Source organism: Microbacterium sp. UBA3394, assembly GCF_002358725.1.
Lineage (GTDB): Bacteria > Actinomycetota > Actinomycetes > Actinomycetales > Microbacteriaceae > Microbacterium > Microbacterium luteum.
On sequence record NZ_DEPK01000239.1, the window covers coordinates 1 to 3643 of the forward strand.

General features: G+C 69.8%; 3 protein-coding genes and 1 pseudogene. 2 read left to right on the forward strand and 2 right to left on the reverse strand.

The genetic code is table 11. The annotated features are described in order from the left end of the window. Positions 1 to 170: pseudogene (locus B4E30_RS14460) on the reverse strand (DNA-binding response regulator); the annotation flags it as partial. 167 nt (positions 171 to 337) lie between these two features. On the opposite strand from B4E30_RS14460, the gene B4E30_RS14465 reads away from it, so the two are divergent. Both B4E30_RS14465 and B4E30_RS14470 read left to right on the forward strand, forming a co-directional pair. Then, the gene (locus B4E30_RS14465) at positions 338 to 1813 is read left to right on the forward strand and encodes an ABC transporter permease (protein ID WP_286795810.1); all 1476 of its coding nucleotides are present in this window, start codon (positions 338 to 340) and stop codon (positions 1811 to 1813) included. Positions 1814 to 1871: 58 nt separating this feature from the next. Next, positions 1872 to 2597, forward strand: coding sequence for an ABC transporter ATP-binding protein (locus tag B4E30_RS14470; RefSeq protein WP_286795811.1), 726 nt, complete (start codon positions 1872 to 1874; stop codon positions 2595 to 2597). 27 nt (positions 2598 to 2624) lie between these two features. On the opposite strand, the gene B4E30_RS14475 is transcribed toward B4E30_RS14470, so the two are convergent. Beyond that, positions 2625 to 3620 carry an NAD-dependent epimerase/dehydratase family protein gene (locus B4E30_RS14475; RefSeq protein WP_286795813.1) on the reverse strand — a complete coding sequence of 332 codons (996 nt, stop codon included), beginning with the start codon at positions 3618 to 3620 and terminating at the stop codon, positions 2625 to 2627. Positions 3621 to 3643: the final 23 nt, after the last annotated feature.

Sequence of the window (3643 nt, forward strand, 5' to 3'; positions counted from 1 at the left end):
GTCTCCTGGAGCGCCTGCAGACCCGACGCCGCCGTGCGCACATCCCATCCCTCCATGCGCAGCGCCATGGACAGCAGGTCCGTCAGCATCTGCTCGTCGTCGACGACGAGAACGCGCAAGGGCGATCCGTCAGGGCGGGTGAGGGCGTTCGCGGAGATCGGGGTGGTCATGACACCCATTGTGGAGATCAAGCTATGCGATTCCTATGGCACCGTCTATGCGGATGCTGTGAAACGCCGAGACGACGATCCATAACGACCTCATAACCCGCGCAACGGACCGTCATCAGCACCGCTCATAGTCTCGCCACGGCGGACGGACCGCCGAGAGGAGACCCATGTACGCAAGGTACCTGCGGCGGGAGCTGGCCGGCCGCAAGAAGCAGACGGTGATCGTGGCCTCGGGCCTTGCGATCGCGATCGCCCTCGTGATGATCGTGAACTCGCTGGCGGCGGGAGTGCGCGACGCCCAGGCTCAGGCGCTCGAGTCGGTCTACGGTGTCGGGACGGATCTGACCGTGACCGGTGCGCAGGCGGAGCCGGGCGAAGGGACCCGCGGTCAGCAGTTCGACTTCGACGAGGATGCCGGGGCGACCGACGAGGAGGGCACGACCTCGATCGAGCAGTCGCAGCTGACGACGGAGATGTTCCGCTCCACGCTGGATGCGTCTGTGCTCGACACGGTACTCGCAGCCGACGGTGTCGAAGCCGCGACCGGCACCCTGAGCCTGACGAACACGACGTTCTCCGGCGAAGTCGGTCAGGCGCCCACCGAGAGCTCCACCGCCGAGGAGGGCACGGCCCAGGGGCCGCCCGAAGGCGGCGCGGGCGGCGGCGGATTCGGAGGCGGCGCCTTCGGCCTGGACTCCTTCACGGTCATGGGCATCGAGTCGGATGCGGCCGCCATCGGGCCGCTCTCGTCGGTCACGGTCACCGACGGCCGAGGACTGGAGTCCGCGGATGCGGGCGCCGCTGTGGCCGTCATCGACGCCAGCTACGCGACCACCGCGGAACTCGCCGTCGGCGACACGATGGAGATCGCGGGTGAGGAGTTCGAGGTCGTCGGCGTGGTCGCATCCACCTCCGACGAGGCCGACACCGCCGCCAACGCGTACATCCCCCTCGATGTCGCGCAGGATCTCTCGGGCGTGGGAGACGTGCTCTCCACCGTGTACGTGCAGGCGTCGTCATCGGAGGGGATCAGTGCCGTGCAGGCCGAGATCGAAGAGGCGCTCCCGGATGCGACGGTCAGCTCGCAGTCCGACCTCGCATCGACCGTGTCGGGCTCGCTCTCGAGCGCGTCCGCCCTCATCACGAACCTCGGCACGTGGCTGTCGGTGATCGTTCTGGCCGTCGCCCTCGCCCTCGCGGTGCTGTTCACCATCTCGGGCGTGAGCCGGCGCACACGGGAGTTCGGCACGCTCAAGGCCATCGGCTGGTCCAACGGGCGTGTGGTCGGCCAGGTCGCGGGCGAGTCGGTGGTGCAGAGCCTCATCGGCGGTGTCGCAGGTCTCGTCGTCGGGCTCCTCGGCATCGGGATCATCAACATCGTCTCGCCCACGATCTCCACCACTGCCGGGACCACCGCGGCCGCGGGACCCGGGGGTGCAGCCGGGGGAGGTCCGGGCGGCCAGGCCTTCGGTCAGGCCGCGGCGCAGACCGCGACCGAGATCGTGCTGCAGGCGCCGGTCACGCTGTGGGTCGTCGGTGCCGCCATCGGTCTGGCGATCATCGGCGGACTGCTGGCCGGCGCGTTCGGCGGCTGGCGCGCGGCGCGCCTGAGCCCGGCCGAGGCGCTGAGGTCGGTCGGATGACCCCCGTACGGCCCCACTGGCCGCATATCTCGCATCGACCCCAGAACGGAGAGCCCTCATGACCATGATCGACACCGACGCAGACACCGCACCCGAGGCGGTCCCCGCCGCGCTCTACCGCCTGACGGACGTGACGCGCACGTACCAGCAGAAGGGGCGGATCGTGAAGGCCCTCACCGGTGTCGACCTCGAGATCGCGACGGGTGATTTCGTCACGATCCAGGGGCCGACCGGCGGGGGGAAGTCGACGCTGCTCCAGGTGCTCGGTGCCCTGGACAAGCCGACGTCGGGCCGCGTTCTCCTCGGAGACCTCGACATCGCCGCCGCTTCGCGCGGAGAGCTCGAGAGTCTGCGGGCGCGCGAGATTGGCTTCGTCTTCCAGGGGTTCAACCTGATCCCGACGCTGACCGCCGCCGAGAACGTCGACATGGCACTCGAGCCGCTGTCGGTGCCGAAGGCGGAGCGTGCCGAACGCGTGGCCGAGGCGCTCGGGCAGGTCGGGCTCGCCGAGCGCGCGGATCACCGACCGTCGGAGCTCTCCGGGGGCCAGCAGCAGCGCGTGGCGATCGCGCGTGCGATCGTGAAGCGCCCGAGGGTCCTCCTCGCCGACGAGCCCACCGGCAACCTCGACGAGAGCATGCGCGACGAGATCCTCTCTCTCCTGGAGCGCCTGAACGCGGACGGGCTGACGCTCATCGCCGTCACGCACGACTCCGCGGTCGCACGACGGGCACGGCGCCGGCTGCGCCTCGCGAAAGGAGTCGTGACCGATATCACCCGGTGACGGCGGGCGGCCATGCGGCCGGGGCGATCAGACCCCGGCCGCATCGGCGTGCGCGATCATGCGATCGAACAGCGCATCGAGGTCCGCGTCGACGCGCCGGCGCTCGGGATGTGCGTCATGGAAGGCGATCATGCGCCGTGCCCCCTCGTCGAAGGTCACCCTCGTGCGGAACTCCGGCACGAGGGCGGTGACCTTCGCGGAGTCGAAGACCATCGCATGAGCCTTGTCGCCCAGGAGAGTGGGGCCGAGGTCGGGCGACCACCGTGCGATCGTCTCGCTGGCCACGTGCACGAATCGCGGGTCGGCGACGCCGGCGGCGTCGGCGAGCCATCCGTAGATGTCGTTCCACGTCGGTGCGTGGGTGCCGGTGATCGTGAAGGAGTCACCGATCGCCGCCGGGTGACCGAGAAGACCGGTGAACGCCACGGCGAAGTCGTCGGCGTGGGTGATGGTCCACGGCGTGGTGCCGTCGCCGTGGATGACCACCGGCTTGCCGGCGCGCATCCGGGCGATGTCGGTCCATCCGGCGAGGGTCGGCAGGAGCGTGTCGTCGTAGGTGTGCGACGGTCGCACGATGGTCATCGGCAGTCCGTCGCGCCGCGAGCGCTGCACGAGCAGGTCTTCGCACGCGATCTTGTCGCGCGAGTACTGCCAGTACGGGTTGTGAAGGGGCGTGGACTCGGTCACCGGGAGTCGACGCGGCGGCTTCTGGTAGGCCGAGGCCGAGCTGATGAAGATGTACTGAGCGGGCGATCCGACGGCGGAGAGGGTCGTCTCGACGTGGTCGGGGATGAAGGAGAGGAAGTCGGCGACGACGTCGAACCGGTCGCCTCCGATCGCCCCTCTCACGGCGTCACCGTCGCGCACGTCGGCCGTCAGCTCACGGACGCCCTCGGGAAGAGGCCGGGAGCGGCTGCCGCGATTGAGGACGGCGACGTCGTGGCCGGCGGCGACCGCGGCACGCACGCACGCGGTGCTGATGACGCCGGAGCCGCCGAGGAACAGGATGCGCAGAGAGCTCATGCTCCCCGACCCTAGACCTCGGC